General features: G+C 73.6%; 27 protein-coding genes. 8 read left to right on the plus strand and 19 right to left on the minus strand.

What is annotated here, in order from left to right; genetic code table 11:
- Nucleotides 1–94: 94 nt before the first annotated feature.
- From QP089_RS40385 to QP089_RS40400, 4 genes are read right to left on the minus strand one after another with little or no spacing between them, the layout of a single operon-like run.
- Nucleotides 95–1,168, minus strand: a complete 1,074-nt coding sequence (locus tag QP089_RS40385; RefSeq protein WP_285919439.1) for an ABC transporter ATP-binding protein — start codon at nucleotides 1,166–1,168, stop codon at nucleotides 95–97.
- Nucleotides 1,165–1,956, minus strand: coding sequence for an ABC transporter permease (locus QP089_RS40390; protein WP_285919441.1), 792 nt, complete (start codon nucleotides 1,954–1,956; stop codon nucleotides 1,165–1,167). Before QP089_RS40390 ends, QP089_RS40385 begins: the two co-directional genes overlap by 4 nt.
- Nucleotides 1,953–2,753 (minus strand): molybdate ABC transporter substrate-binding protein, encoded by an 801-nt coding sequence (gene modA, locus QP089_RS40395; protein ID WP_446474127.1) that lies wholly within the window; start codon nucleotides 2,751–2,753, stop codon nucleotides 1,953–1,955. Before modA ends, QP089_RS40390 begins: the two co-directional genes overlap by 4 nt.
- A gap of 14 nt (nucleotides 2,754–2,767) precedes the next feature.
- Nucleotides 2,768–3,175: a TOBE domain-containing protein gene (locus QP089_RS40400; RefSeq protein ID WP_285919445.1), complete on the minus strand. Its 408-nt coding sequence runs from the start codon at nucleotides 3,173–3,175 to the stop codon at nucleotides 2,768–2,770.
- Nucleotides 3,176–3,355: 180 nt separating this feature from the next.
- On the opposite strand from QP089_RS40400, the gene QP089_RS40405 reads away from it, so the two are divergent.
- From QP089_RS40405 to QP089_RS40415, 3 genes are all read left to right on the plus strand, one after another.
- A complete protein-coding gene (locus QP089_RS40405; protein ID WP_285919447.1) occupies nucleotides 3,356–4,393 on the plus strand; it encodes an alpha/beta hydrolase in 1,038 nt (345 codons plus the stop codon).
- 61 nt (nucleotides 4,394–4,454) lie between these two features.
- Nucleotides 4,455–4,883, plus strand: a complete 429-nt coding sequence (locus QP089_RS40410) for a PPOX class F420-dependent oxidoreductase (RefSeq protein WP_285919449.1) — start codon at nucleotides 4,455–4,457, stop codon at nucleotides 4,881–4,883.
- 126 nt (nucleotides 4,884–5,009) lie between these two features.
- On the plus strand, nucleotides 5,010–5,645 hold the full coding sequence (locus tag QP089_RS40415; protein WP_285919451.1) for a hypothetical protein: 636 nt from the start codon (nucleotides 5,010–5,012) through the stop codon (nucleotides 5,643–5,645).
- A 45-nt stretch (nucleotides 5,646–5,690) separates the two neighbouring features.
- On the opposite strand, the gene QP089_RS40420 is transcribed toward QP089_RS40415, so the two are convergent.
- From QP089_RS40420 to QP089_RS40490, 15 genes are all read right to left on the minus strand, one after another.
- Nucleotides 5,691–5,894, minus strand: a complete 204-nt coding sequence (locus tag QP089_RS40420; protein ID WP_285919452.1) for a hypothetical protein — start codon at nucleotides 5,892–5,894, stop codon at nucleotides 5,691–5,693.
- 177 nt (nucleotides 5,895–6,071) lie between these two features.
- Entirely contained in the window at nucleotides 6,072–7,463 is a 1,392-nt protein-coding gene (gene der, locus QP089_RS40425) for a ribosome biogenesis GTPase Der (RefSeq protein WP_285919454.1), read from the minus strand.
- 31 nt (nucleotides 7,464–7,494) lie between these two features.
- The gene (gene cmk, locus QP089_RS40430; protein ID WP_285919455.1) at nucleotides 7,495–8,157 is read right to left on the minus strand and encodes a (d)CMP kinase; all 663 of its coding nucleotides are present in this window, start codon (nucleotides 8,155–8,157) and stop codon (nucleotides 7,495–7,497) included.
- A 224-nt stretch (nucleotides 8,158–8,381) separates the two neighbouring features.
- A complete protein-coding gene (locus QP089_RS40435) occupies nucleotides 8,382–9,482 on the minus strand; it encodes a prephenate dehydrogenase (protein WP_446474128.1) in 1,101 nt (366 codons plus the stop codon).
- 174 nt (nucleotides 9,483–9,656) lie between these two features.
- Entirely contained in the window at nucleotides 9,657–10,019 is a 363-nt protein-coding gene (gene aroH / locus QP089_RS40440) for a chorismate mutase (protein WP_285919459.1), read from the minus strand.
- A gap of 39 nt (nucleotides 10,020–10,058) precedes the next feature.
- Nucleotides 10,059–10,790, minus strand: coding sequence for a pseudouridine synthase (locus QP089_RS40445; protein WP_285919460.1), 732 nt, complete (start codon nucleotides 10,788–10,790; stop codon nucleotides 10,059–10,061).
- Nucleotides 10,787–11,554, minus strand: coding sequence for an SMC-Scp complex subunit ScpB (gene scpB / locus QP089_RS40450; protein ID WP_446474129.1), 768 nt, complete (start codon nucleotides 11,552–11,554; stop codon nucleotides 10,787–10,789). Before scpB ends, QP089_RS40445 begins: the two co-directional genes overlap by 4 nt.
- Nucleotides 11,544–12,443, minus strand: coding sequence for a segregation and condensation protein A (locus tag QP089_RS40455; RefSeq protein ID WP_285919462.1), 900 nt, complete (start codon nucleotides 12,441–12,443; stop codon nucleotides 11,544–11,546). Before QP089_RS40455 ends, scpB begins: the two co-directional genes overlap by 11 nt.
- A gap of 120 nt (nucleotides 12,444–12,563) precedes the next feature.
- Nucleotides 12,564–13,346, minus strand: coding sequence for a SecDF P1 head subdomain-containing protein (locus QP089_RS40460; protein WP_285919464.1), 783 nt, complete (start codon nucleotides 13,344–13,346; stop codon nucleotides 12,564–12,566).
- A gap of 58 nt (nucleotides 13,347–13,404) precedes the next feature.
- On the minus strand, nucleotides 13,405–13,872 hold the full coding sequence (locus tag QP089_RS40465; RefSeq protein WP_285919466.1) for a hypothetical protein: 468 nt from the start codon (nucleotides 13,870–13,872) through the stop codon (nucleotides 13,405–13,407).
- Nucleotides 13,854–14,720 carry a ParA family protein gene (locus QP089_RS40470; RefSeq protein ID WP_285919543.1) on the minus strand — a complete coding sequence of 289 codons (867 nt, stop codon included), beginning with the start codon at nucleotides 14,718–14,720 and terminating at the stop codon, nucleotides 13,854–13,856. The genes QP089_RS40465 and QP089_RS40470 overlap by 19 nt, the downstream gene beginning before the upstream one ends.
- Before the next feature lie 191 nt (nucleotides 14,721–14,911).
- On the minus strand, nucleotides 14,912–15,826 hold the full coding sequence (gene xerD, locus QP089_RS40475; protein WP_285919545.1) for a site-specific tyrosine recombinase XerD: 915 nt from the start codon (nucleotides 15,824–15,826) through the stop codon (nucleotides 14,912–14,914).
- A gap of 406 nt (nucleotides 15,827–16,232) precedes the next feature.
- Complete coding sequence (locus tag QP089_RS40480) at nucleotides 16,233–16,913, minus strand: NUDIX domain-containing protein (RefSeq protein ID WP_285919468.1); 681 nt, start codon at nucleotides 16,911–16,913, stop codon at nucleotides 16,233–16,235.
- On the minus strand, nucleotides 16,910–18,592 hold the full coding sequence (gene pyrG, locus QP089_RS40485) for a CTP synthase (protein WP_285919469.1): 1,683 nt from the start codon (nucleotides 18,590–18,592) through the stop codon (nucleotides 16,910–16,912). The genes QP089_RS40480 and pyrG overlap by 4 nt, the downstream gene beginning before the upstream one ends.
- Before the next feature lie 184 nt (nucleotides 18,593–18,776).
- A complete protein-coding gene (locus QP089_RS40490) occupies nucleotides 18,777–20,429 on the minus strand; it encodes a hypothetical protein (protein ID WP_285919471.1) in 1,653 nt (550 codons plus the stop codon).
- Nucleotides 20,430–20,898: 469 nt separating this feature from the next.
- Here QP089_RS40490 and pip point away from each other — a divergent pair, with 469 nt between their 5' ends.
- The 5 genes from pip (at nucleotide 20,899) to thpD (ending at nucleotide 25,850) form a co-directional block, all read left to right on the plus strand.
- Nucleotides 20,899–21,867 carry a prolyl aminopeptidase gene (gene pip, locus QP089_RS40495; protein ID WP_285919473.1) on the plus strand — a complete coding sequence of 323 codons (969 nt, stop codon included), beginning with the start codon at nucleotides 20,899–20,901 and terminating at the stop codon, nucleotides 21,865–21,867.
- A gap of 582 nt (nucleotides 21,868–22,449) precedes the next feature.
- Entirely contained in the window at nucleotides 22,450–22,986 is a 537-nt protein-coding gene (ectA, locus tag QP089_RS40500) for a diaminobutyrate acetyltransferase (RefSeq protein ID WP_285919475.1), read from the plus strand.
- 245 nt (nucleotides 22,987–23,231) lie between these two features.
- On the plus strand, nucleotides 23,232–24,494 hold the full coding sequence (ectB, locus tag QP089_RS40505; protein ID WP_285919477.1) for a diaminobutyrate--2-oxoglutarate transaminase: 1,263 nt from the start codon (nucleotides 23,232–23,234) through the stop codon (nucleotides 24,492–24,494).
- Nucleotides 24,495–24,549: 55 nt separating this feature from the next.
- Complete coding sequence (locus tag QP089_RS40510; RefSeq protein WP_285919479.1) at nucleotides 24,550–24,945, plus strand: ectoine synthase; 396 nt, start codon at nucleotides 24,550–24,552, stop codon at nucleotides 24,943–24,945.
- A complete protein-coding gene (gene thpD / locus QP089_RS40515) occupies nucleotides 24,942–25,850 on the plus strand; it encodes an ectoine hydroxylase (protein ID WP_285919481.1) in 909 nt (302 codons plus the stop codon). Before QP089_RS40510 ends, thpD begins: the two co-directional genes overlap by 4 nt.
- Nucleotides 25,851–25,874: the final 24 nt, after the last annotated feature.

A 25,874-nucleotide genomic window follows, 5' to 3' on the forward strand; every position in this document is an offset into this window, starting at 1 on the left:
CGGCTTCCGGGCCTTCCCGCGCCCTTTTGTGATTGATATCACTGAGGGACGGGCGCCGCGGACGCCGCCCGGCCACCCTGCCGCTTGAGGCCGCTCAAGCTGGGTAAACGTGGGTTTCGGTGGCCTTGACGGCCGCCCATATCGTGCTGCCCTCGGACAATTGGAGCTCGGCGACCGCGGCCGGAGTGATGTCCGCGACGGCGTCGAAAGGCGGCCCGGACAACCGCACGTGCACCCGGTCCCCGTGACGTTCGACGGCCGCGACACGGGTGCGCCACAGGTTGCGCGGGCTGCCGTCGGGGCGGGTGCGGTACAGCGCGACCGACGATGGCGCGAATGCCAGGAAGACCTCACCCTGGGGCGAGTCAACTGTGTCCAGCGCGTACTCGCCTTCGGTGCCGCCGATGACTACGGTGCGCCCTTCGGCCTTCCCCCGGTACAGGTTCAGCCCGACCAGCCGCGCGACGTAGTCGGTCCGGGGCCGGCGGGCGACCTCGGCGGGCGCGCCCTCCTGCACCAGCCGGCCGCCCTCCACCACCGCGATCCGGTCCGCCAGCACCATCGCGTCCAGCGGGTCGTGGGTGACGAGCACGGCCGCGCCCGCGAACCCGGCGAGATGGCGGCGCAGCGCGGCCCGGATCTCCAGCCGGGTGTGCGCGTCCAGCGCCGCGAGCGGCTCGTCCAGCAGCAGCAGGCCCGGCTCGACGGCCAGCGCGCGGGCGAGCGCCACCCGCTGCGCCTGCCCGCCCGACAGCGCCCGCGGGCGCGCCGGCGCGTACTCGGCGAGCCCCACCCGTTCCAGCCATCCGGCCGCCCGACGCCGCGCGGCGCGCCGCCCGGCGCCCTGGCAGCGCGGCCCGAACGCGACGTTCTCCAGCACGCTGAGGTGCGGGAACAGCAGGTAGTCCTGGAAGACCATGCCGACGCCGCGCCGGTCGGGCGGCAGCGGGCGCAGGTCCCTGCCGTCCAGCCGGACGTGGCCGCCCGCCATCGCGACGAGCCCGGCGAGGGCGCGCAGCGCGGTGCTCTTGCCCGCGCCGTTCGGCCCGAGCAGCGCGACGACCTCGCCGGGCGCGGCGGTGAGCGCCAGGTCCAGGTCGAACGCGCCGCGCCGTACGACGAGCCGCGCGTCCAGCCCCCTGCCCTCCGCAGGCTCGGGCGCGGTCATCGCGAACTCTCCACCCAGCGGTCGCGGAGCGCGGCCAGCACGACCACCGACACCGCCAGCAGCACCAGGCTGAGCACGATCGCGGCCTGCGGGTCGCTCTCCAGCGCCAGGTAGACCGCGAGCGGCATGGTCTGGGTGCGGCCCGGGAAGTTGCCCGCGAAGGTGATCGTCGCGCCGAACTCGCCGAGGGCGCGCGCCCAGCACAGGATCGCGCCGGCCGCGACGCCCGGCGCCACCAGCGGCAGCGTGACCCGGCGGAAGATCGTCCAGCGGCCGGCGCCGAGGGTCGCGGCGGCCTCCTCGTAGCGCAGGTCGGCGGCGCGCAGCGCGCCCTCCACGCTGATCACCAGGAACGGCATCGCGACGAACGTCTCGGCGAGCACGACGCCGGCGGTGGTGAACGGCAGCGTGATCCCGAACGCCGAGTCCAGCCAGCCGCCGACCAGCCCGCGCCGGCCGAGCACCAGCAGCAGCGCCACGCCGCCGACGACCGGCGGCAGCACCAGCGGCACCGTGACCAGCGCCCGCAGGAGCCGGACGCCCGGGAAAGGCGCCCGGGCCAGCAGCCAGGCCAGCGGCACGCCGAGCAACAGGCACACGCCCGTGGAGACGGTGGCGGTGATCAGCGACAGCCGCAGCGCCTCCAGCACCTCCGGCTCGCCGAGCCGGGTGCCCAGCGTGGACCACGGGGCGCGGACGAGCAGCCCGGCCAGCGGCAGCACCAGGAACGCCAGCCCGGCGAGGGCGGGCAGCACCAGGAACCACGGCGGGCGGCCGGACGGGTTCACGGCGCCTCGAAGCCCGCCCGCGTCAGCACGTCCTTGCCCTGCGGTCCGAGCACGTACTGGACGAACTGCTTGGCCAGCGCGTCCTGCGGCGCCTTCTTCACCTCGACGATCGGGTAGTCGTTGATCGCCTTGGCGGCGGCGGGGAACTCGATGGCCCTGACCTTGGCGCCCGCAGCCTTGGCGTCGGTGCGGTAGACGAGCCCGGCGTCGGCCTCGCCGAGCGTGACCTTGGTGAGCACGGCCTTGACGTCCTTCTCCTCCGACACGGGCTTCACCGCGACACCCGCCGCCGCGAGCGCCTTCTTCGCCGCCGCGCCGCACGGCACCTGCGGCGCGCACAGCACGACCTTCAGGCCGGACCGCGCCAGGTCCTGCACCTTGGCGACCTTCCCGGGATCGTCCGCCGGGACGGCGATGACCAGCCGGTTGCGGGTGAACACCTGCGGCGTCCCGTCGGCGTCGCCGGCGTCGGTGACGGTCTTCATCGTCGCCGGGCTCGCCGAGGCGAACACGTCCGCGGGGGCGCCCTGCGTGATGCCCTGGGCGAGGCTGTCGCTGCCGCCGAAGCTGAACCTCACCTTCACCCCCGGATGCGCGGACTCGAAGCCCTTGCCGATCGCGGTGAAGGTCTCAGTGAGCGACGCCGCCGCGAACACGGTCAGCGTCCTGGTCCCGCCGCCGGACGAGCCGCCGTCGTCGTCGCCGGTGTCACCGCAGCCCGCCACCGCGAGGCAGGCCGCCAGGGTCGCCGCCGGCAGGGCGGCCACAATGCGCTTGGACACGATTCTCAGCACCATTCCTGGAAGGGGGGTCAGCCCGGGTCGGACACCTCGACGACGACGTTGGTCGACTTCACCACGGCCTCGGCGACCACGCCGACGCGCAGCCCGAGCTCGTCGGCCGCCTCCCGGCTCATCAGCGAGACCACCCGGAACGGCCCGGCCTGGATCTCCACCTGGGCCATCACCCCGTCCCGGACGACCTCGGTGACGATCCCGCGCAGCCGGTTGCGCGCCGAGGAGAACCGCTCGCCCTGCTCGGCGGGGGCGCCGCCGCGCGCCTGCGCGCGCACGAAGGCGGCCAGCTCGGCGCCCGGCACCCGCCGATGGCCGTGCTCGTCGCGCTCGGCCGGCAGCCGGCCGCCGTCCACCCAGCGCCGGACGGTGTCGGTGCTGACGCCGAGCAGCGCGGCCGCCTCACTGATCCTGAACGTCGTCACGGGGCACGATCGTAGCCCTCGCAGATTCCACCTGCATCTGTGCGAACAGCCAGAATCTGCGAGCCGAAAGGACGGGAATGTCTGGCAGTTGCCACACCTTCCGTCCTTCGGACCCGGCTGCGCACCGGCGGCGCGCGGATGTCACCATCGACTCACACCCCCGTCGCGAGGAGGACCCCGGTGACGCCGCCACGCCCCACGACCCTGGTCATCGAACGGCACGGGACCGCGAGCCTGCGGTCCCGCGCGGTCGCCGCGGGACTCCGCCGGTTCCTGCGGCCCCGGCTGGCCAAGGCCGCCGCACTCCCCTTCGACGACCGGGCGCTGCGGCGCGCCGCGTCCCTCGACCGGCTCGCCGGGCGGGCCCCGACGCCGCGGAGCATCCGCATCGAGAAGGTCCGCTTCGACGGGTTCGGCGCGGAATGGGTGCGGGGGCCGGGCGCGTCCGCGTCCCGCGACAAGGTGATCCTCTACCTGCACGGCGGCGGCTGGGTCTGCTGCGGCCTCAACACCCACCGCCGGATGATCGCCTCGTTCAGCGGCGCCGCCCGGGTGCCAGCGCTGTCGGTCGACTACCGGATGATCCCCGCCGTCCCGTTCGAGCGCGAGGTCGAGGACTGCCTCGCCGCCTACCGGTGGCTGCTGGACGAGCGCGGCGTCGACCCGGCGCACATCGTGATCATGGGCGACTCCGCGGGCGGCCACCTCACCTTCGCCACGGCGCTGCGCGCCCGCGACGAGGGCCTGCCGATGCCCGCCGCCCTGGTCGCCCTGTCCCCCATGCTCGACATGGATCTGGAGAGCAAGCTCGCGCACGCCAACATGGGCCTCGACCCGTCCGACCCGGGCGTGCTGCTGGAGAAGCTGGTCGAGGCCTTCCTCGGCCACCTCGACCTCAAGGACCCGGCGGTCTCCCCCGTCCGCGCCGACCTCGCCGGGCTGCCGCCCGTCCTGCTGACGGCCGGGTCCACCGAACTGCTGTACTGCGACTCCGAGCTGATGGCGCGGCGGCTCGCCGAGGCCGGCGTGCCGACGACGCTGCAGGTCTGGGACCGGCAGATCCACGTGTTCCAGATGTTCGGCCCGTACCTGCCCGAGTCGCGCGAGGCGATCGCGTCGCTGGGCGCGTTCGTCCGCGACGCGCTGGCCGGCGAGCACGCCGGCGGGCTCGCCGGCGAGGGCTGCGACACGTCCGGACGCCTGGAGAGCGCGGGTTGACCTGAACCGCGCTTGAGGTCCTAGCGTCGGCTCCGAAGGCACCCGCACCGATCGGAGACCGATGATGACCGACCCGTTCACCCCCGCCGAGCGCGCCTACCTGTCCGGGCAGAGCCTCGGCCGGCTGTCCACGGTCGGCCCGGACGGCGGGCCGCAGACGCGGCCCGTCGGCTTCCGGCTGAACGAGGACGGGACCATCGACATCGGCGGCCCCGCCAACGCCGCCAGCCGCAAGTACCGCAACATCCTGAAGGACCCGCGGGTGGCGTTCCTCGTCGACGACATGGCCCCCGCCGACGACCCGGACGCGGTGCGGCCCGGCTGGGGGCGCGGCGTGGAGATCCGCGGGACCGCCGAACCGGTCAAGGGCCGGATGCACATCGGCGAGGGGTTCTTCAGCGACGACCTGATCCGCGTCCGCCCGGTCCGCGTGATCAGCTGGCACGTCGACCCCGCCCACCCGGACCGGCTGGCCCGCACCGTGGCCTGAACGGCGGCCCGAACCATGGTCCGAACAGTGACCTGAACAGCGGTCCGGAACGGCGGTGTGGAGGCGTGCGCTGCGGGTAAAGGGGGCTCAAAACAGAATCACGTCGCCCGGTCAGGAGGAATGATCATGACTGGGACCATGCGAGTACCGCGCAGCCGGGGCGGGATCAGCGGGATCCTGCTGGTGCTGCTGGGCTTGTGGGGCGGCCTGCTCCCCTTCGCCGGCCCCTACTTCGACTTCGGGTTCGCCCCCGACGACACCTGGGTCTACAACACCGACCGGCTCGAGCTCAGCATCGCGCCCGCGGCGGCCACGGTGCTGAGCGGGCTGATCGTGCTGTTCAGCGCGCACCGCGCGTTCGCGATCCTCGGTGCCTGGCTGGGCGTGCTCGGCGGCGCCTGGTTCGCGGTGGGCGGGCCGGTCGCCACGCTGTGGGACATGTCCGGCGTCGGCGCACCGCTCGGCACCGGCAACGGCCGGCACCTCGCCGAGCAGCTGTCCGGGTTCACCGGGCTCGGCGTCGTCATCGTGTTCTTCGCCGCGCTCGCCCTCGGCCGGTTCGCGGTGGTCGGCGTCCGCGAGGCGACGCCGCCGGACGAGCCGGGGCACGAGGACTCCGGCACCACGCAGCCGCTGGTGTTCGGCCGGTACGCGCGCGAGAGCGCCGGACCTGGCGGGCCGGGCGGGCCCGGTACGCCGCCGCAGCCGCGGCCTCCGGGCGACCAGCGGGTGGCCGGAGAGCAGGGCGGGGTCGAGCGGTAGCCCGGCCGTACGGGGCGACGACCATCAGGGCCGTCCGGGACGCCGTCAGCGGTTCTTGTGGCGCATGTTCCGGACGGACTTGGTGGTCTCGTAGCTGCCCTTCTCGTCGTCCAGCTTGACGTCGTCGCGGTCGGTGAACATGGCGACGAACGCGATGATCAGGCCGACACCGCCGATCCACGGCTCGCGCCAGACGAAGCTCGCCGCCACGCAGGCGACCGCAACGGCAATGAGCAGCAAGAGCTTCACGTCGCACCCCTCGACCGCGCCATGAACGTCCGGGAGAACCGCTCACCCAGACTAGAACACGCTTCCATTGCGGAATCAACGAGTAATGGAAGACTTACCCGCGGCCCGCAGGATGCATCCTGACACGCCGCGGCCCGCCGGGGAAAGATCCCGGCGGGCCGCGCACCGAATTTCCCGCTACCTGCGAGGCTTGCCGCGCTTCTCGCGGATCTTCATCGCGATGTCCAGCGGCGTCCCCTCGAACCCGAACTCCTCGCGCAGCCGGCGCTCGATGAACCGCCGGTACCCCTCCTCCAGGAACCCGGAGGTGAACAGCACGAACCGGGGCGGCCGCACCCCCGCCTGCGTCGCGAACAGCACCCGCGGCTGCTTGCCGCCGCGCACCGGGTGCGGGTGGGAGTTCACCAGGTCGGCGAAGAACTGGTTCAGCTTCGACGTCGGGACGCGGGTCCCCCAGCCGTCCAGCGCCGTGTCGATCGCCGGCACGAACCGGTCCATGTGCCGGCCCGTCTTCGCGGAGATGTTCACCCGCGGCGCCCACCGGGCGTTGTGCAGCTGCCGGTCGATCTCGCGGTCCAGGTAGTGGCGGCGCTCCTCGTCCAGCAGGTCCCACTTGTTGTAGGCGATGACCAGCGCCCGGCCCGACTCGATCACCATCGAGACGATCCGCAGGTCCTGCTCGGCGAGCGGCTCCGCCGCGTCCACCAGCACCACCGCGACCTCGGCGCGCTCCAGCGCCGACTGCGTGCGCAGCGTCGCGTAGAAGTCGGCGCCCTGGTTCTCCCGGTGCCGCCGCCGGATCCCCGCCGTGTCGATGAACCGGAACGTCCGGTCGCCCAGCTCGATCAGCTCGTCCACCGGGTCGCGGGTCGTGCCGGCCACCGCGTCCACCACGGCCCGGTTCTCCCCCGCCAGCTTGTTCAGCAGGCTGGACTTGCCGACGTTCGGGCGGCCGAGCAGCGCGATCCGGCGCGGCCCGCCCTGCTCGCCGAACGTCTCGCGCGGCGCCTCCTCCGGCAGGGCCTCCAGCACCGCGTCCAGCAGGTCGCCGCTGCCCCGGCCGTGCAGCGCCGACACCGGATGCGGCTCGCCGAACCCCAGCGACCACAGCATCGCCGCGTCCGCCTCGGCGCCCTGGTCGTCGACCTTGTTGGCCACCAGCACCACCGGCTTGCCGGACCGGCGCAGGATCTCCACCACGGCCTCGTCCACGTCCGTGGCGCCCACCGTCGCGTCCACCACGAACATCACCACGTCGGCCAGGTCCACCGCCAGCCGGGCCTGCTCGGCGATCGCCGCCGCAAGCCCGGAGGAGTCCGGCAGCCAGCCACCCGTGTCGACGACGGTGAACCGCCGCCCGCTCCACGTCGCGTCGTAGGCCACCCGGTCCCGGGTCACCCCCGGCACGTCCTCCACGACCGCCTCGCGGCGGCCGAGGATCCGGTTGACCAGCGTCGACTTGCCGACGTTGGGCCGCCCGACCACCGCGACCACCGGCGCGGGCGGCGCGTCGGCGGCGACGTCCTCGGCGACGTCCACGGTCTCGATCTCGTATTCGCTCACAGTCATATCCCCACACGGGGGCCGTCAGGCCGCCCGCTCACTCCTGCTCTTTGGCGAGGCGGACGACCGCCTCGATGACCTCGGCGAGGCCCAGCTCCGTCGAGTCGATCTCCTGCGCGTCGGCCGCCTTCGCCAGCGGCGACGCCTTGCGGGTGGAGTCCAGCCGGTCGCGGCGCGCCTGCTCGGCCTGCGTCACCGTCACCGACGCGCCCGGGTCGGCCGCCAGGTCCTTCGCGCGGCGGGCCGCCCGCACCTCCTCGCTGGCGGTCAGGTACACCTTGACCGGCGCGTCCGGCGCGACGACCGTGCCGATGTCGCGCCCCTCCACCACGATGCCCCCGGCCGCCATGATCTCACGCTGCAGCTCCACCAGCCGCGCCCGGACGGCGGGGACCGCGCTGACCGCGCTGACCGCGTTGGTCACCTCGCGGGTGCGGATCGGCCCGGACACGTCCTGCCCGTCCACCCTGATCGCGGGCGCGTCCGGGTCGGTGCCCGACTCGATCACCGGGTCGCCCGCGCGGGCCGCGACCGCGTCCGCGTCCTGCACCGGGACGCCGTTGCGCAGCATCCACCACGTCATCGCGCGGTACATCGCGCCCGTGTCGAGATAGCGCAGCCCGAGCGCGCGGGCGACGCCCTTGGACGCGCTGGACTTGCCCGATCCGGAGGGTCCGTCCATGGCGATGACGAGCGGCACGATCGCTCCCTTTCGTCGGCATCGAAGCGCCCGCCGGCACGGGCGGGCGGCGGGCGGGGCGGGCGGCGGAACGCGAGCGTCTTCCTCGCGGGGCCCAGCGCCTCAGGCTACCGGCCCGCGCCCACCACCGCGGCCCACCGCGTCACACCGCGGCCGACCGAGGTCTGCCGCGGCGCGGCTCGGCTGGGCGCGGGGGTTGCGGGGGCGGGCGGAGGGCGGGTCGGCTAGCGGCCCGGGACCGACCAGCCGCGGGCGCGCAGCTCGGTCGCGAGCCTGTCGGCGGCCTCCGGCACCACCGCCAGCTCCAGCACGCCCAGCGGGCGGCCGGGCGAATGCTCGATCGTCACGTCCTCGATGTTGACCCCGGCGATCCCCGCCGCCTGGAAGATCATCGCCAGCTCGCCCGGCCGGTCCGGGATGACCACCTGCACCGTCGCGTACGCCGACGGGTCGCCGCCGTGCTTGCCCGGGATCCGGGACCGGCCCGCGTTGCCGCGCAGCAGCAGGTCCGCCACGTGCGCCGCGGCGCCCTCGCTGCCGTCGCGCAGCAGCGACGCCGCCACCGCGAGATCGGTCGCGACCCCCTCCAGCACGTCCGCGACCGGCTCGGCGTTCGCCGACAGGATCCCGATCCACAGCCGCGGGTCGCTGGCCGCGATCCGGGTGACGTCCCGGACGCCCTGCCCCGCAAGGCCCAGCGCCACGTCGTCGGCGCCGGTCAGCCGCGCCGCGACCGCCGCCGACACCACGTGCGGGCCGTGCGACACCAGCGCCACCGCCCGGTCGTGCTCGGCGGCGTCCACCTCCACCGGCATCGCGCCGCACGCCTTCGCCAGCGCGGTCACCGCCGCGACCGCCCCCGGCGCCGTCTCCGGGGTCGCGCACAGCGCCCACGGGCGGCCGAGGAACAGGTCGGGACGCGCCGCGCCCGGCCCGGAGCGCTCGCTGCCGGCCAGGGGATGCCCCGCCACGAACGTCGACAGGTCGCAGCCCAGCTCGCGGGCCTGCGCCAGCGGCAGCGCCTTCACGCTCGCCACGTCGGTGTAGGCGGTCGCCAGGCCGCGCTTCTGCGCGTCCAGCAGCGTCACCGCCACCGCGGCGGGCGGCACCGCCAGCACCGCCAGGTCCGCGGGCTCGGCCGCCGCGCCGTCCGGCAGCGCCTCCCCCGCGCCCAGCTCGACGGCCAGCGCCAGGGCGCCCGCGTCCCGGTCCGTCAGCAGCACCTCGGCGCCCCGCTCGCGCATCGCCAGCGCGACCGACGTGCCGATCAGGCCCGTCCCGACCACGACGATGCGGCCCACCACGTCCTCGTTCACGCCCGTCACCCTACTGCGCCCCGTCCGCTCCCCACTTATCGCAGGATGCCCACGTCCCGCCGCCTTCGACGGCTATTGCGCCCGGCCCATGCCTCGCCGCGCTCGGGCGCTACTGCGCGATGTCCATGCCTCGCTGCGCTCGGGCGCTACTGCGCCCCGCCCATGCCTCGCTGCGCTCGGGCGCTATTGCGCGATGTCCAGCCTGAGGGCCTTCGCGCCGCGCAGGTAGACGTGCTGGACCTCCGAGCGCGGACGGTCCGTCGCGATGTGCGCCATCAGCCGGATCACCCGCGGCAGCGCGTGCGGCACCCCGATCTCGCTCGCGCACATCAGCGGCACCTCCTGGAAGCCGAGCTTGCGCGCGGCCAGCGCGGGGAACTCCGCGGTCAGGTCCGGCGTCGCCGTGAACAGGACGCTGATCACGTCGTCGGTCGTCAGCCCGTTGCGGCCCATGACCTCGCTCACCAGCTCGGCCGTCGCCGCCAGGATCTCCTCCCGGTCGTCGGCGTCCACCTGCGTCGCCCCGCGGACCGCGCGTACCGCCACCTCGCACCCTCTCCGTGTCGTCGGAACCGGCGGCCCGGGCTACAGCCCGACCACCTTGTACAGCTCGCCGATCTCCTGGACGGTCAGCGCCCGCATCCCGCCCGGCTTCAGCTGGCCCAGCTTGATCGGGCCGAACTCTATGCGGGCCAGCTGCTGCACCGGGAACCCGACCTCCTTCAGCAGCCGCCGCACGATGTGCTTGCGCCCCTCGTGCAGGGTGATCTCCACCAGCACCCGCCGGCCGACCTGGTCGAACACCCGGAACTTGTCGGCCTTGGCGGGCCCGTCGTCCAGGGTCACCCCGGCGCGCAGCCGCTTGCCGAGGTCGCGCGGGATCGGCCCGTGGATCTCGGCGAGGTAGGTCTTGAACACCCCGTAGCTCGGATGGGTGAGCCGGTGGGCGAGCTCGCCGTCGTTGGTGAGCAGGATCAGCCCCTCGGTGTCGGTGTCGAGCCGGCCGACGTGGAACAGCCGCTCGGGCACGTCCACGTAGTCCTCCAGGGACTTGCGGCCCCGCTCGTCCGACATCGTGCTGACCACGCCGCGCGGCTTGTTGACCATGTAGTACCGCATCTCGGCGCGGGTCTCGACCCGCTTGCCGTCCACATGGATGACGGCCCGCTGCGGGTCGACCCGCTCGCCGAACCGGAACACCCGCTTGCCGTCGACGGTGACGCGGCCCTCGCCGATCAGCTCCTCGCAGTGGCGGCGGCTGCCGATCCCGGCCTCGGCCAGCACCTTCTGCAGCCGCACGCCCTCAGTCTCAGTCACGATTCCTCAACTATGTCTTCTGGCAGGTCGTCGGGGAGGTAGGGGGCCAGCTCCGGCAGCTCGCCGAGGTCGCGCAGCCCCAGCCGCTCCAGGAAGTACCCGGTGGTGCGGTACAGGTGCGCGCCGGTCTCCGGTTCCTGGCCGGCGTTCTCGATCAGGCCGCGCAGGGTCAGCGTCCGGATCACGCCGTCGCTGTTGACGCCGCGGATCGCCGACACCCGCGCCCGGCTCACCGGCTGCCGGTAGGCGACGACGGCGAGCGTCTCCAGCGCGGCCTGCGTCAGCCGGGCCTGCTGGCCGTCGGTGACGAACCGCTCCACCACCGGGGCGCACACGTCCCGGGTGTAGAACCGCCAGCCGCCGGCGACCTCCCTGAGGTCGAACCCGCGGCCCTGCTCGGTGTATTCCGCGGCCAGCTCCCGCAGCGTCGCGGCGATCTCGCCGCGCGGCCGCTCCAGCAGCTGCGCCAGCATGATCTCGGCGACGGGCTCGTCCACCACCAGCAGGATCGCCTCGATCGAGGCGCGCAGCCCCGGCAGGCCCTCGCCGTCCTCGGCGGACGCGTCCCCGGGCACGTCCTCCGGCGCGGTCTCGGACCCGGTCTCCGGCGGGGTCTCGGGCCCGGTCTCCGGCGGGGTCTCGGGCCCGGTCTCGGGCCCGGTCTCGGGCCCGGTCTCGGGCCGGGCCGCGTCCCCGGCCGCGGGCGCCTCCCCGTCCGGGGCGCCGTGCTCCGGCGTGCCGGGGCCCGGTCCGTCAGTCGTCATCGTCTGCCTCGTCCTTCCCGTCCTTGCCCGCGGCGTCCGCGGCCTCGCGCGAGCCCTCGTAGTCGTCGCCGACCGCCACGTCGCCCTCGTCGGTGCCGGTCCAGGCGACGTGCAGCTCGCCGAGCGGCTCCAGCTGCTCGAACGCGACGGCCCGCTCCCGGTACAGCTCCAGCAGCGCCAGGAACCGCGCGACGACCTCGTAGGTCCCGGCGGCGTCGGAGGCCAGGACCCGGAAGGTGGTCCTGCGGAGCCGCCGCAGCCTCTCGACGACGATCTCCGCCTGCTCCTTGACGCTCGCCTTCGGCTGGTACATGTGCTCGACCGACACCGACGGCGGCGCCTTGGGGGCGAGCGCCCTGGCCGCGAGCCGGGCGAACTCCTCGGGGCCGAGGCCGAGCAGCACCTCAGGCAGCAGGTTGGCGAACTTCGGCTCCATCGGCACCACGCGCGGGAACCGCCGGCCCGCCTCGGCCATCCGGCCGGCGAGCACCTGGGCGACCTCCTTGTAGGCGCGGTACTGCAGCAGCCGGGCGAACAGCAGGTCGCGGGCCTCCAGCAGGGCCAGGTCCTCCTCGTCGTCGACCTCGCCGGACGGCAGCAGCCGCGCCGCCTTCAGGTCCAGCAGGGTCGCGGCGACGAGCAGGAAGTGGCTGGCCTGGTCGAGGTCCCAGTCCTTGCCGTGGGAGCGGATGTGGGCGATGAAGTCGTCGGTGACCTTGTGCAGGGACACCTCGGTGATGTCCAGCTTGTGCTTGGAGATCAGCCCGAGCAGCAGGTCGAAGGGGCCCTCGAAGTTGTCCAGATGGACGCGGAAGCCCTGCTCCTCGCCGTCGGCCCGCTCCGGGCCCCCCTCCGGCTCTGCTCCCCGCCCGGGCGCCGTCTCGTCCACGTCGCTCACGGTAGCGGAGGACGCCGCCCGCCCGGTGCTCCCCGGCCACATGCTCACCGGCCCCATCGTCGCATGCCCGGCGGGGTGCGGGCGCCCGGACGGGGCGGCGGGCGCCGGCCGTCAGGAGGGGCGGCGGCCGGCGATCCGGGCGATCAGGTCCTCGGCCTCGGTGCGGGTGAAGCGGCCGGAGATCTGCACCGAGCCGCCGGTGATGGGCCCGCCGTTGACCGATGGCGCGGACAGCACCCGCCCGCCGACGACCATCGCGATCTGGTTGGCCGGCGATCCGGGCCGCTCCCGCGCCGCCCGTCCGGTCAGGTCCGCGAAGGCGCGGGCGTCCGCCGGGGTCAGTTCGATCTCGATCGCCCACGTCGTGGACCCGCCGGCCGGCGGCGCGGCCTTCATGTGCCGGACGCCGCGGACGGTCATGCCGCCCCCGGCGAGCCGGTAGCAGGACGTCCCGGACGCCTCGGGCAGCGTCCCGGCCGCGCACGGCGCCTGGGAGACCTCCGCGACCTGCTGGAGGATCATCGGCTGCCGCAGCGTCGTCGGCCCGCCGTCGTACCCGTCGCCGTCGCCGCCGCGCGTCGCCAGGTAGGTCACCGCGCCGGCGATCAGGAGGACGGCGACGAGGGCCGCCGCGCCGGCGAGGATCAGCGGCGTGCGGCTGGAGCGGCCACCGGGCGGCCCGAACTGCCCGGACGGCCCGGACGGCCCGGCTCCCGGCAGCGGGTAGGTCGGCGCCTGGCCGGGCGCCTGGCCGGGCGCCTGGCCGGGCTGCGGGGCGTACGGAGGAGACGGCGTGCCCTCCGCTGAGGGCGGGGGGGCGTAGATGGGCGGCGGCGGCCGGAACGGCTCGGGCGGCGCCGGCGGCTCGGGCGGGTCGTCGGTGGGCTGGCCCATGCGAATCCCTCGGTACGGGGGCGGGGGTCGGGGACGGGGGCTCGGGTGGGATGCGGGGTCAGGAGGTGCCGCGCAGGCGGCGGACGAGGGTGCTGTACTCGCCGCGGGCGTCGAAGTCGCCGATCATCGCCGCGACGGCCTCGCGGACGAGCCGGCCCCGGTCGACCGGCAGCGCGTGGTCGGCGCGCAGCCGCAGGCGCAGCTGCTCCAGCGCGAGCAGCTCGTCGGAGGAGATGTAAACGGTGATCTTGGAGTCGTGGCGCTGCCGGCCGGTGGGGCGGTGCGTCCCGCCGGGCACCGCCGCGAGGGACGGGCCGGTGCCCGGCACCGCCCGTTCGGCCCCGGCGTGCTCCTCGACGGTGTGCCCGGTGACGGCATGCCCGACGGCGGCGTGCTGCTGGACGGCGTGCTCCGGCAGTGCGCGTCCCGGCCCGGGCGGGCCGCCGGACGGGCCGGGGCCGGGCGGCGGCGCGGTGGGCCGGAAGATCTCATCGACACCGGGCAGCCTTACCCGACGTGAGCCCACCTTCCGAGCACCTCCCGCGCCAGACCCCGGTATGCGTTCGCGCCCATCGAGTTCGGGTCGAAGTACGTGATCGGCTCCCCGGCGACGGTCGCGTCAGGAAACCGTACCGTGCGGTTGATGACCGTGTGGAACACCTTGTCGCCGAAGGCCTCGACGATCCGGCCGAGGACCTCGCGGGTGTGCAGGGTCCGCGAGTCGTACATGGTGCCGAGCACGCCGTCGATGGCGAGGCCCGGGTTGATCCGGCCCTGCACCTTCTCGATGGTCTCCATCAGCAGCGCGACGCCGCGCATCGCGAAGTACTCGCACTCCAGCGGGATCAGCACGCCCTCGCTGGCGGCCAGCGCGTTCACGGTGAGCAGGCCGAGCGACGGCTGGCAGTCGATCAGGATGTAGTCGTAGTGCGGGATGGCCGACTTCAGCGCGCCCTGCAGGATGTACTCGCGGCCGACCTCGTGCACGAGCTGGACCTCGGCGCCGGACAGGTCGATGTTGCTCGGCAGCAGGTCCATCCCGTCGACGCCGGTCTCCAGGACGATGTCCTCCCACTCGGTGTCGCGCTCGAGCAGCAGGTTGTGGATCGTCATGTCGAGCTGGCGCGGGTCGCCCTTGCCGAGGCCGACCGACAGGGCGCCCTGCGGGTCGAAGTCGACGAGCAGCACCCGGCGGCCGTACTCGGCGAGCGCGGCGCCCAGGTTGATCGTCGTGGTGGTCTTGCCGACGCCGCCCTTCTGGTTGCAGATGGCGACGATGCGGGCCGGCCCGTGCTCGGCCAGCGGTTCCGGCTCCGGAAAGACGGGCACGGGTCGCTGAGTCGGGCCGAGGGCCCGACTCGGATCGGTCTCTATGGTGGCGGAGGAGAGAACCCCCTCCGCACCTTTCGTGCTGCTCACCAGATCCCTCCCCGGCGGCCGGGAATGCCGTCCAGAACGGGGACTCTAGGTGCCACGTCCCCGCGTCTCAAGCCGACGCGCGCCGAGTGTCGGGATTTGTCGCGGCACCGCGGCCGTGCGTCCCCGCCCGGCGGGCGGACGCGCGCTCAGCTGCGGGCGCGCGGATGCGAGGTGGCGTACACCTCGCGCAGAAGCTGGACCGTCACCAGAGTGTAGACCTGCGTGGTCGTCACCGAGGCGTGTCCGAGCAACTCCTGCACGACGCGCACGTCGGCGCCGCCGTCCAGCAGGTGGGTGGCGAACGAGTGCCGCAGGGTGTGCGGCGACACCTGCGTCAGCCGGGCCCGGTCGGCGGCGGCGCGCAGCACCATCCAGGCGCCCTGCCGCGACAGCCGGCCGCCGCGGGCGTTGAGGAACAGCGCCGGGCCGCCGCGTCCCGCGCCGGCGAGCTCCGGGCGGGCCCGGACCAGGTAGGCGTCGACGGCCCGCGCCGCGTAGTCGCCGATTGGCACGACCCGGGCCTTGCCGCCCTTGCCGGCGACCCGCGCGAACCCCTCGGCGAGGTCGAGGTCGTCGACGTCCAGGCCGACGGCCTCGGAGATCCGCGCACCCGACCCGTACAGCAGCTCCAGCAGCGCGCGGTCGCGCAGCCCGCGGGCGGTGCCGGCGTCGCCGTCGGACGGTCCGGCGGCGGCCGCGAGCAGCCGCTCCACCTCCTCCAGCGTGATGGCCTTGGGCAGCCGCCGCGGCGGGGTGGGCGGCTTGACGTCGTGCGCCGGGTCGCCGGACGCCATGCCCTCGCGCAGCGCGAACCGGTGCAGCCCGCGGACGGCGACGAGCGCGCGGGCGGCCGAGCCCGCCGACAGCGGCGGGTGCTCCTCGTCGCCCTCGCGCAGCCCGATCAGGTACGCGCGGACGTCGTCCTCGGTGATGTCGGCGATGGAGGTGCGGCCCCGGCCGTCCTGGACCCGGACGTAGCGGTGCAGGTCGCGGCGGTAGGAGGACAGGGTGTTGGCGGCGAGGCCGCGTTCGACGGCCAGGTGGCCCAGGTAGGTGCGCACCGACGATTCGAGCGCGGAGCCGGTGCCCGGGTCGCGGCCGACGTGCCGGGCGGCGTCCGGGGCGGTGCCACGGGCGGCGTCCTGGGCGGGGGGCCGCGCGGCGGACCGGCGGGTCGTGCTCGGGGACAGTTGCGGCACCTCTTCCGGCGGTCCGTGCGGGGTCGGTCGGCCCGGGCGGCCCGGTCGGGGCGGGCTCGAGGCGGGTCGCGACGTGCCCATCATGCCCCCTCCCGCCGCGCAGCGCAGGCCTCATCGGCGCGGCCGTGTCGCATGTCGCGCCGGCACCGCCCCGGCACCGCCCCGGCCGAGCGGTGCCGTGCCCGGACGCGGGAACGCCCCGCCGCCCCGTACCGGGCGGCGGGGCGTTCCCGCGTCGCTTGCGCGCTCGGGCGCGGCAGGAGGGCCGTCAGCCCTCGGGGGCGTCCACGGGGCGCAGGTCGCGGTAGCCGCCGGCGCGCGCCGCGTGCACCGCGAGGATCCCCACGCAGGCGATCATGTTGTGCACGTCGCCGGCGAGGACCTTGCGGACGGCCTCGTCCAGCGGCACCCACACGACCGGCATGTCGGCCTCCTCGTGCACCCGCTCGAAGTCGATCTCGTCGGCGGGCACCTCGGTCAGGTCGCGGGCGAGGAAGATCCGGGTGCGCTCGTTCGACATCCCCGACGAGGGGAACACGTCGGCGAGGGTGTCCCAGCGCGCGGCGCGGTACCCGGCCTCCTCCAGCAGCTCCCGCTCGGCGAGCACGTGCAGCGGCTCGCCCGCGACGTCGCGCAGCCCGGCGGGCGTCTCCCACAGCAGCCGCCCGACCGGGTGCCGGTACTGGCGCAGCAGCAGCACGCGGTCGCGGTCGTCGAGGGCGAGGATGCCGACCGAGCCGAGGTGCTCGATGACGTCGCGGCCGACGACCTCGGTGCCGCCGCCGGGCCCGCTCGGCATCTCGACCCGGTCGCGGCGGACCTTGAACACCGGCCCCTCGAACGCGGTCGACTCCTCGACGACGCTCCAGCGCTCCGGCCGGTCGCGGACGTCGTCCGGGCCGAGCTCGGGACCGGGCCGCGCCGGGTCGATCCCCGGGCCGGCGCTCACGAGGCGTCCGCCGCGTCCGCCGCGCGGGTGCCGGCGTAGTCGATCGCCGCGGCGACCAGGCCGGTGAACAGCGGGTGCGGGCGGGTCGGCCGGGACCGGAACTCCGGGTGCGCCTGCGTGCCGACGAAGAACGGGTGGTTCTCGCGGGGAAGCTCGACGTACTCGACGAGCCGGCCGTCCGGCGACAGCCCGGAGAAGCGCAGCCCCGCCTCCTCCAGCCGGCCGCGGTAGGCGTTGTTGACCTCGTAGCGGTGCCGGTGCCGCTCGGAGACCTTCGCCTCCCCGTACAGCTCCCGGACCACCGACCCCTCGGCGAGGTCGGCCGGGTAGAGCCCGAGCCGCATGGTGCCGCCCATGTCCCGCTCGCCGGCGACCACGTCGAGCTGGTCGGCCATGGTGGCGACCACCGGGTGGGCGGTGGTGGCGTCGAACTCGGCGCTGCCGGCCCCGGCGAGCCCGCCGAGGTTGCGCGCCGCCTCGATCACCATGCACTGCAGGCCCAGGCAGATGCCGAGCAGCGGGACGCGCCTCTCCCGCGCGTGCCGGACCGCGCCGAGCTTGCCCTCGATGCCGCGCACGCCGAACCCGCCGGGGATCAGCACGCCGTCCACGCCGTCGAGCTCCCGCTCGGCGCCCTCGGGCGTCTCGCAGTCGTCGCTCTTCACCCAGCGGATGTGCACCTTGGCGTCGTTGCCGAACCCGCCGTGCCGCAGCGCCTCGGTGACCGACAGGTAGGCGTCGGGCAGGTCGATGTACTTGCCGACCAGCGCGATCGTGACCTCGCGGGCGGGCTTGTGGACGCGGCGCAGCAGCCGGTCCCAGGCGCCCCAGTCCACGTCCCGGAACGGCAGCCCGAGCCGGCGCACCACGTAGGCGTCCAGGCCCTCGGCGTGCAGCACCTTCGGGATGTCGTAGATGGACGCGGCGTCGACCGCGGACACCACGGCCTCGCGGTCCACGTCGCACATCAGGCTGATCTTGTGCTTGAGCCCGTCGGTGATCGGCCGGTCCGACCGGCACACGATCGCGTCGGGCTGGATGCCGATCGAGCGCAGCGCGGCGACCGAGTGCTGCGTCGGCTTGGTCTTCAGCTCGCCGGACGGGCCGATGTAGGGCAGCAGCGACACGTGCAGGAAGAAGCAGTTGTCGCGGCCGATCTCGTGCCGGATCTGCCGCACGGACTCCAGGAACGGCAGCGACTCGATGTCGCCGACGGTCCCGCCGACCTCGGTGATGACGACGTCCACCTCGGTGTCGTCCGCCATCCCGCGGATGCGGTCCTTGATCTCATTGGTGATGTGCGGGATCACCTGAACGGTGTCACCGAGGTACTCCCCGCGCCGCTCCTTGGCGATCACGTTGGAGTACACCTGGCCCGTGGTGACGTTCGCGGACCCGTGCAACTCGGTGTCCAGGAACCGCTCGTAGTGGCCGATGTCCAGGTCCGTCTCGGCGCCGTCGTCGGTGACGAACACCTCGCCGTGCTGGAACGGGTTCATCGTGCCGGGGTCGACGTTGAGGTAGGGGTCGAGCTTCTGCATGGTGACCCGCAGCCCGCGCAGGGTGAGAAGCCGGCCCAGGCTGGACGCCGTCAGTCCCTTGCCGAGGCTGGAGGCGACACCGCCGGTGACGAAGAGGTGCTTGGTAGGACGTGATCTACCAGTGGCTGCCGAAGGCAAGAAGGCGCTCCCGTGGTCGTTGCGAGGCGGCGTTCACCGAAGGGCTCGGTACCGCACTGTCCACGGGCCACCAGGATAACAGGCACGTCCACGTACACCGTCCAGCCGGTGCCCCGCCCCCGCTGGTCAGAGGGTGTGGAGAGGACGGATCGCGCCCCCCGGCCCGCGCGGGCCGGGGGACGGGTCAGATCCGCGGCGTCGCCGCCGTGGGCATGATGGTGCGCAGCTGCCGGGTCAGCTCGTCGATCAGGGACCGGGCCTGGTCGGCGGCCTGCCGGGCGGCGTCGCGCTCCTGGGACAGCTCGGCGATCTGCGCGCGCTGCTCGGTGACGGCCTGGGCGAGCTGGTCGACCCACTGGTCGCGCTCGGCGAGCTTCTCGGCGACCGCGTCGCGCTCGGCGGCCATCTGCCGCATCCCGGCGACCGCCTTGTCGCGTTCACGCCCGGCCTGGTCGGCGCGGCCCCGGGCCAGCGTCAGCTCCGACTCGGCGCGGGCCTGCGACTGCACCGCGGCCTCCCGGGTGCGGTCGGCGGCCTCGCGCGCCTTGGCGCTGGCGTCGCGCTCCCGCTCGGCCTTCTTGGCGGCCTCCAGCGACTGCGCGGCCGTGTCGAGGGCCTGCTGCCGCTCGGCGTCGGCGCCCTCGGCGCGGGCGATCGCCTCCTGGGCGCGGCGCTCGGCGTCCTGCGCGCGCCGTTCGGACTCCTGGGCGCGGCGCTCGTTCTCCTGCGCACGGCGCTCGGACTCCTGGGCGCGGCGGCGGGTCTCGTCGGCCTCCTTGCCGGCGGCGACGACCGCGTGCTGCAGGTTCTGCGCGGTCATCTCGGCGTCGGTGAGCTTGGCGCGCACCGCCGACAGCTCGCTGTGCGCGGCCTCCAGCGCCCGCGACAGCTCGGCGGCCTGCTCGGCGACCCGGTCGCGCTCGGCCTCGGCGGAGCGGCGGCCGCCGACGGCGTCCTCGACGGCGCGCAGCGCGTCGTCGCGGGCCTCGCTCATCGCGTCGCGCTGCTGGATGGCCTGCCGGACGGTGGCCTCGGCCTCGGCGACGCGACGCTCGGCCTGCTCGGCCTGGGCCTGCGCCTGCTCCATCTGGGCGCGGGCCTGCTCCATCTGGGCCCGCGCCTGGTCGGCCTGCACGCGGGCCTGCTCGGCCTGGCCGCGGGCCTGGTCGGCCTGGGCGCGGCCCTGCTGCGCCTGGTTCCACGCGGCGGCCGCGTCGCGCTGCGCGGCCTCCTTCTCGTTCTGCAGGGCGGCGATCTGGGCGACGGCCTCGTTCTGCACCTCGCCGGCGCGGCGCTCGGCCTCGGCCGCCTTGCGCTCGGCGTCCACGGCGCGGCGGTCGGCCTGCTCGGCCTGGCCCCGGGCGCGCTGCACCTCGCCCCACGCCGCGGCGGCGTCGCGCTGCGCCGACTCCTTCTCCGCCTGGATCGCGGCGACCTGCGAGGCGGCCTCGTTCTGCGCCTCGGTGATGCGGCGCTCGGCGTCGACCGCGCGACGGTCGGCCTGCTCGGCCTGGCCCCGGGCGCGCTGCACCTCGCCCCACGCCGCGGCGGCGTCGCGCTGCGCCGACTCCTTCTCCGCCTGGGCCGCGGCGACCTGCGAGGCGGTCTCGCTCTGCGCCTCGGTGACCTTGCGCTCGCCGGCGGCGAGGGCGTCGCCGATGAGGTCGGCCATCTGGCGCAGCCGCTCGACGATGTCCCAGGGCTGGGCCTCGGGCTGCTCGCCCTCGGGACGGCCGGCGTCGGCGGCCTGGCCGGGCTGCTGGGGCTTGGACATCTGGATCGGCTGCTGGGCGGCAGGCACGGGGACGTCGGACCCGCGGCCCGGGTCACGTCCCATCGCGGGCCAAGGAGAACCCGCGTCCGGGACTCCGCGCGAACCACCCGATCCGTTCAGCTCACTCACTGGTCTCCTCGCCTCGTGGCGCGGAGACAGCCGGGCAGGGCACCGGGACGCCCGCTCGGCTCGCTGCGTTCCTCACCTGACGGCTCGTCACTTCGCTCACACGTCTCCTCGCCGACGGCCCCGCCGGGGCCGTGTCCGCGGGGGCTGTCATGGACATGGCGCTCGCGTCACTCCTCGCCCGAGGGCTCGTCGCTCCGCTCACTGAAGGCACTCTAGTGCCGACCAGCGGAGCGTTTGCCCAGTTTGGGGTTTAGTTTCGTACTCCCTTCGCGGTGCCGGCAGGGGCCGCGGGCCTGGTCACGGCCGGTGCGGGACCCCTGTCGCCCCCACCACGGTGCCACGGGTCACATCGCGCCGCGCGGGAAAGCGCGGACCCGGCCGCCCGATGGGATGATTCGGCACCATGGAGCTTCGCACCCTGTACCCGCCGATCGAGCCGTACGACTCCGGGCTGCTCGACGTCGGCGACGGCAACCGGATCCACTGGGAGGTCTGCGGGAACCCCGACGGGAAGCCGGCCGTGATGCTGCACGGCGGTCCGGGCGGCGGGTGCAGCCCGGCGCACCGCCGGCAGTTCGACCCCGAGCGGTACCGCATCGTGCTGTTCGACCAGCGCAACTGCGGCCGGAGCCTGCCGCACGCAAAGGACCCCGAGGTGTCGCTGGAGGCGAACACCACCTGGCATCTGGTGGCCGACATGGAGCGGCTGCGCGAGCACCTCGGCATCGAGCGGTGGCTGGTGTTCGGCGGCAGCTGGGGCAGCGCCCTGGCGCTGGCGTACGCGCAGACGCACCCGGAGCGGGTGACCGAGCTGGTGCTGCGCGGCATCTTCACGCTGCGGCCGTTCGAGCTGTACTGGTTCTACCAGGAGGGCGCGTCGCTCATCTTCCCGGACCTGTGGGAGAAGTACGTCGAGCCGATCCCCGAGGACGAGCGCGAGGACCTCATCTCCGCCTTCCACGAGCGCCTCAACTCCCCCGACCGGGACGTGCGGATCGCGGCGGCCAAGGCGTGGTCGACCTGGGAGGGCTCGACGCTGACGCTGCGTCCGGACCCGCAGCTGACGGCGGGGTTCGGGGAGCCCGACTACGCCGTCGCGTTCGCCCGCATCGAGAACCACTACTTCGTCAACGAGGGGTTCTTCGAGGAAGAGCAGCTCATCAGGGGCGTGGACAGGATCCGCCACATCCCCGCCGTCATCGTGCAGGGCCGCTACGACGTGTGCACGCCCGCGGCGACGGCGTGGGACCTGCACCGCGCGTGGCCGGAGGCGGAGTTCCACATCGTGGACGACGCGGGCCACGCCTACAGCGAGCCGGGCATCCTGCACCGGCTCATCGAGGCGACCGACCGCTTCGCGCAGGCCGGCTGAACCGCCCTAACGGACACCTCCTGCCGCATTTACTGTCTGTCCGTAACCGGGGTCCGGGATCCCGTTTCCGCGCGGGTTCCCGGGCCGTCCGGAAGGTGCCCGACCGCGCCAATCCTTACTTTCGCGCTAACCCTGCCTTACCTTGCGGCAAGGGAAGAACCGCCTTGAAGGTGAGTTAGCAGGGGCTCCCAGAGGGCCGCGTCCGCCCTTTGCCCCACATCCGCCCCACGGCCCCTCGCGATGGCTCGACCTCCCGCGATGCGGCGTGACGCCGACCGCACCCCGTCCGTTGTCAGCCAATCGAAGTGACTTACCTCACACAACCGATACACAAAAAGGCTCTGCACGCGGCCGCGGAACATTAAGGTGGCGTTCAGGAAGACGCGTGGCGACGCCGCTTGCGCAGCCGCCAGTACCTCCTGCGTAACGCCGGGAATGGCGCGCCCCGGGCCGCGGAACGGGCGGCCGAGATCAGCCCGAATTTAGCAAGCGTATTGCCATACCCGCTGCTCGCAGGACTAAACATCCCGACGGTAACATTACGGAACGATCACCCGGCGAGATTCGCTAAGTTGCCTGGACATGGCAGCGCAACCCCTGGAAACACCGACCCGACGCCCCGATCCGGACGAGACGACCGAGGACGTGCAACTCCAGGAGCCGAGCCTCACCGACGGCCCCGAACTCTGGCGGATCGCCCGCGACTCCAAGGTCCTGGACGTCAATTCCCCGTACAGCTACGCGCTGTGGTGCCGCGACTTCGCCGACACCTCCGTGGTGGCCCGCGACTCCGGCCGCGCCTGCGGATTCGTCACCGGCTACGTCCGCCCGTCCCGCCCCGACACGTTCTTCGTGTGGCAGGTGGCGGTCGACGACGCGCACCGCGGCCAGGGCCTGGCCCGGCGGATGCTGGACCGCCTCGGCGACCGGCTGGCGGCCCGCGGCCACCGGTACATGGAGGCGACCGTGACCCCGGACAACGCCGCCTCGGCGGCGATGTTCGCTTCCTTCGCCCGGGCCCGCGGCTGCGAGCTGACCCGCGAGCCGCTGTTCGAGGCCGAGCACTTCCCGGACGGCGACCACGAGCCCGAGGTGCTGTTCCGGATCGGCCCGTTCTGACCGAGCGGCCTGCGGCCCCTCCGCCGGCCGGGCCCCGCCCCGGAACCCCGCCCCGCACGCGTCCGCCCGGCGCCGGCACCCCGCCCGGCCCGCACTCCGCCCGCGGCGCCGCCCTCCCGGAGACCGCGGCCCGGACACCGCCCGACCGAGACCTCTCCGACACCGCATCCGACCGACACCGCTCTCGCCCGACACCGCACTCTCGCCCGACACCGCTCCCACCCCCGACCTGCCGGAGGCAGAAGATGGACGTTTTCGCCCACCTGGAATCGGAAGTCCGCGGCTACTGCCGAAGCTGGCCCACGGTGTTCAGCACCGCCCAGGGCTCCCACATCACCGATGAGAACGGCCGCACCTACCTCGATTTCTTCGCCGGCGCCGGAACCCTCAACTACGGGCACAACAACCCGCAGCTGAAACGCCGCCTGATGGACTATCTCGCCAGCGACGCCATTGTGCACAGCCTCGACATGTACACCACGGCCAAGCGGGACTTCCTGGAACGCTTCAACGAGCACGTGCTGGAGCCGCGCGGGCTCGACTACAAGGTCCAGTTCCCCGGGCCGGCGGGCAACAACTCGGTCGAGGCGGCGCTGAAACTGGCGCGCAAGTACACCGGGCGGGAGACCGTCGTCAGCTTCACCAACGCCTTCCACGGCATGACGCTGGGCGCGCTGGCGGTCACCGGCAACTCGATGAAGCGCACCGGCGCCGGCGTGCCGCTCGGGCACGGCGTCGCGATGCCCTATGACAACTACCTCGACGGCCGCACGCCCGACTTCCTGCTGTTCGACACGATGCTGGACGACAGCGGCAGTGGCCTGGACAAGCCCGCCGCCGTAATCGTGGAGACGGTGCAGGGCGAGGGCGGCATCAACGTCGCCACCGCCGAATGGCTGCGCGGTCTGCAGGAGCTGTGCCACCGGCACGACATCCTGCTCATCGTCGACGACGTGCAGATGGGCTGCGGCCGCACCGGCCCGTTCTTCAGCTTCGAGGACGCCGGGATCACCCCCGACATCGTCTGCCTGTCCAAGTCCCTCAGCGGCTACGGGCTGCCGTTCGCGGTCACGCTGATGAAGCGCGAGCTGGACGTGTGGGAGCCGGGCGAGCACAACGGCACCTTCCGCGGCTTCAACCCCGCGTTCGTCACCGCCGTCGCCGCGCTGGAGGACTACTGGACCGGCGAGGGCATGGAGAAGCAGACCCTGAAGAAGGGCCAGCAGGTCCAGACGGCGCTGGAGGAGATCGCGCTCGCGCACGCCGGCGCGGTCGACTCGGTCCGCGGCCGCGGCCTGGCGTGGGGCCTGGTCATGAAGGACCCGCAGGACGCGCCGAAGGTGTGCGGCGAGGCGTTCGCCCGGGGGCTGCTGATGGAGACCTCCGGTCCCGAGGGCGAGGTCGTCAAGCTGCTGCCGCCGCTCACCACCACCGAGGCCGAGCTGGCCCACGGCCTGGAGATCATCGCGGACTCCCTCGAGGCCGTCCGCCCGAAGGTGACGGCCTGACCCCGGCCCGCCCGGGGGCGCCGCCGCCCCGTAACACACCGGAAAAGAGGAATCCATGATCGTTCGCTCCCTTGACGAGATCATCGGCACCGAGCGCGACGTGCAGGCGCCGACCTGGTGCAGCCGCCGTTTCGTGCTGGCCAAGGAGGGCGTGGGCTTCTCGCTGCACGAGACGATCCTGTACGCGGGGACCGAGACGAGGATGTGGTACGCCAACCACATCGAGGCCGTCTACTGCATCGAGGGTGAGGGCGAGCTCACCAACGAGGAGACGGGCGAGAAGCACGAGATCAAGCCCGGCGTGATGTACCTGCTGAACGGCCACGAGCACCACACGCTGCGCGCCCACACGGACGTCAAGACGGTGTGCGTGTTCAACCCGCCGTGCACCGGCCGGGAGGTCCATGACGAGAACGGTGTCTACCCGCTGCTGACCGAGGAGGACGCATGAGCATCATCGAGTCCCATCCGTCGATCGACGACGCCTATCCCACCCGCAAGGCCGCCGAGGCCGCGCTGCTGTACCGGCAGGACCCGGTCGTGTACGGCGGCCCCCAGGACGGCCCCGTCGACGCCGCCACCCTCGACTCCTTCGACCGCGACGGCTTCCTGAGCGTCGAGCAGCTGCTCGCGCCGGAGGAGGTGGAGGACTACCGCGCCGAGCTGCGCCGGCTGGCCTCCGACCCGCAGATCCTCGCCGACGAGCGCACCGTCACCGAGCGCGGCTCGGACGAGGTCCGGTCCATCTTCGAGGTGCACAAGATCAGCGAGGTGTTCGCCCAGCTCGTGCGGGACCCGCGGGTGGTCGGCCGGGCCCGGCAGATCCTCGGCTCGGACGTGTACGTGCACCAGAGCCGGGTCAACTACAAGCCGGGGTTCACCGGCAAGGACTTCTACTGGCACTCCGACTTCGAGACCTGGCACGCCGAGGACGGCATGCCGAGGATGCGCGCGGTGAGCATTTCCATCGCGCTGACGGAGAATTTCGTGCACAATGGCGGGCTAATGATCATGCCTGGCTCGCACAAGACGTTCGTGGCCTGCGTCGGGGAGACCCCGGCCGACCACTACAAGGAGTCGCTGCGCGGGCAGGAGATCGGGACCCCCGACCCGAACAGCCTGTCGATCCTGGCCGACAAGCACGGGATCGAGCTGTTCACCGGGCCCGCCGGCTCGGCCACCATGTTCGACTGCAACTGCATGCACGGCTCCAACGGGAACATCACCCCGTTCCCCCGCTCCAACGTGTTCATCGTGTTCAACAGCGTGGAGAACACGTGCGTCGAGCCGTTCTCCGCTCCGGCCCCGCGCCCGGCGTTCATCGGGGCGCGCGACTTCACCCCCGTCCGCGACTGACCCCGCGTCACATTTCCCGCTCCC

It is taken from the genome of Actinomadura opuntiae (genome assembly GCF_030283205.1).
Classification (GTDB): Bacteria; Actinomycetota; Actinomycetes; order Streptosporangiales; family Streptosporangiaceae; genus Spirillospora.

Coding starts and splice junctions, on each gene's coding strand:
- QP089_RS40385 (WP_285919439.1), bottom strand. CDS start 1,168: ATGACCGCGCCCGAGCCTGCGGAGGGCAGGGGGCTGGACGCGCGGCTC.
- modA (WP_446474127.1), bottom strand. CDS start 2,753: ATGGTGCTGAGAATCGTGTCCAAGCGCATTGTGGCCGCCCTGCCGGCG.
- QP089_RS40410 (WP_285919449.1), top strand. CDS start 4,455: ATGATGACCGACCCGTTCACCCCCGCCGAGCGCGCCTACCTGTCCGGG.
- QP089_RS40415 (WP_285919451.1), top strand. CDS start 5,010: ATGACTGGGACCATGCGAGTACCGCGCAGCCGGGGCGGGATCAGCGGG.
- der (WP_285919454.1), bottom strand. CDS start 7,463: ATGACTGTGAGCGAATACGAGATCGAGACCGTGGACGTCGCCGAGGAC.
- scpB (WP_446474129.1), bottom strand. CDS start 11,554: ATGACGACTGACGGACCGGGCCCCGGCACGCCGGAGCACGGCGCCCCG.
- QP089_RS40460 (WP_285919464.1), bottom strand. CDS start 13,346: ATGGGCCAGCCCACCGACGACCCGCCCGAGCCGCCGGCGCCGCCCGAG.
- QP089_RS40490 (WP_285919471.1), bottom strand. CDS start 20,429: ATGGGACGTGACCCGGGCCGCGGGTCCGACGTCCCCGTGCCTGCCGCC.
- pip (WP_285919473.1), top strand. CDS start 20,899: ATGGAGCTTCGCACCCTGTACCCGCCGATCGAGCCGTACGACTCCGGG.
- ectA (WP_285919475.1), top strand. CDS start 22,450: ATGGCAGCGCAACCCCTGGAAACACCGACCCGACGCCCCGATCCGGAC.
- ectB (WP_285919477.1), top strand. CDS start 23,232: ATGGACGTTTTCGCCCACCTGGAATCGGAAGTCCGCGGCTACTGCCGA.
- QP089_RS40510 (WP_285919479.1), top strand. CDS start 24,550: ATGATCGTTCGCTCCCTTGACGAGATCATCGGCACCGAGCGCGACGTG.
- thpD (WP_285919481.1), top strand. CDS start 24,942: ATGAGCATCATCGAGTCCCATCCGTCGATCGACGACGCCTATCCCACC.